This is a genomic window from Anaerostipes sp. CAG:276 (assembly GCF_000432215.1).
Taxonomy (GTDB): domain Bacteria; phylum Bacillota; class Clostridia; order Lachnospirales; family Lachnospiraceae; genus Anaerostipes; species Anaerostipes caccae.
In genome coordinates this window covers 1-1,151 of the sequence record NZ_FR889203.1, presented here as the reverse complement: position 1 = coordinate 1,151, position 1,151 = coordinate 1, and the positions used below count along the sequence as shown (strand labels likewise).

The window sequence follows — 1,151 nt, the reverse complement described above, 5'->3', positions numbered from 1 at the left end:
GATTTTCATTCTTAGCCTGAGCCTTTAAGATTTCTGTTTCATGATCGATATAATCTTTGGAAACTTCATCTCTGCTTGTATATTTCGGCATGATAGCAGCTACCTGCATAGCTACGTTTTTGCCCATTTCTTTGATATCGTCATTGACAACATCTGTCTCAACTTCTACTAGTACGCCGATCTTTCCGCCTGCGTGGATATAAGAAGCAACGAATCCGTCTGCTGATTCCATCTGTGCAAATCTGCGGATATTTAAGTTCTCACCGATGATGGCAATTTTTCCGTCTAATACTTCTTTTACAGTCTTTCCAGCTTCTGCTTTAGATTCTTCTGCCAAGAAAGCTTCGATGTCTGCCGCACCTGTTGTGAGGGCCTGATCGGCAACCTCTGCAACATAAGTCTGGAACTGTTCGTTCTTAGCAACGAAGTCAGTCTCAGAGTTTACTTCCACGATAGCAGCTTTCTTTCCGTCATCAGAAAGTTTTGTAGCTACTAATCCCTCTGCAGCAATACGTCCGGCTTTCTTTTCAGCCTTTGCAAGTCCCTGCTCTCTTAAGTGCTCAACAGCTGCTTCCATATTTCCATCGGTAGCGTTTAATGCCTTTTTACAGTCCATCATTCCCGCACCGGTTTTTTCTCTTAATTCTTTTACCATTCCTGCTGTAATAGCCATGATTTTTCCTCCAAATAAATCTTATTCTTCTGCAGCTTCCTCTTCTGCTTCCACATCAGCAGCATCCATTCCCTGGTTTGCTTCAACAACAGCATCAGCCATTGCAGATGTGATCAATTTGACTGCACGGATTGCATCATCATTTCCTGGGATGATATATTCTAAATCTTCCGGGTCACTGTTTGTATCAGCGATACCTACCAGAGGAATTCCCAATGTATGTGCTTCCTGAACACAGATATTTTCTTTTTTAGGATCTACAATGAAGATCATATCCGGAATTTCGTTCATCTCTTCGATTCCGCCTAAGTTCTTCTGTAATTTGTCCATTTCTTTTCTAAGTTCTAATACTTCTTTCTTCGGAAGAACTTCAAATGTCCCGTCTTCTTCCATCTTTTTGATCTTCTTTAAACGGTCGATACGGCTTCTGATGGTCTTGAAGTTTGTAAGCATTCCGCCTAACCATCTCTGGTTTACA

2 protein-coding genes are annotated in these 1,151 nt (G+C 41.5%); both read right to left on the bottom strand.

All coding sequences use genetic code 11. The features are described 5' to 3' along the window. Positions 1–676 (bottom strand): translation elongation factor Ts (tsf, locus tag QVP35_RS13790; RefSeq protein ID WP_442852533.1); only part of this gene is annotated, 676 nt, incomplete at its 3' end. A gap of 18 nt (positions 677–694) precedes the next feature. Beyond that, positions 695–1,151, bottom strand: a 457-nt coding sequence (gene rpsB, locus QVP35_RS13785) for a 30S ribosomal protein S2 (RefSeq protein WP_288187937.1), incomplete at its 5' end; no start/stop codon positions are given.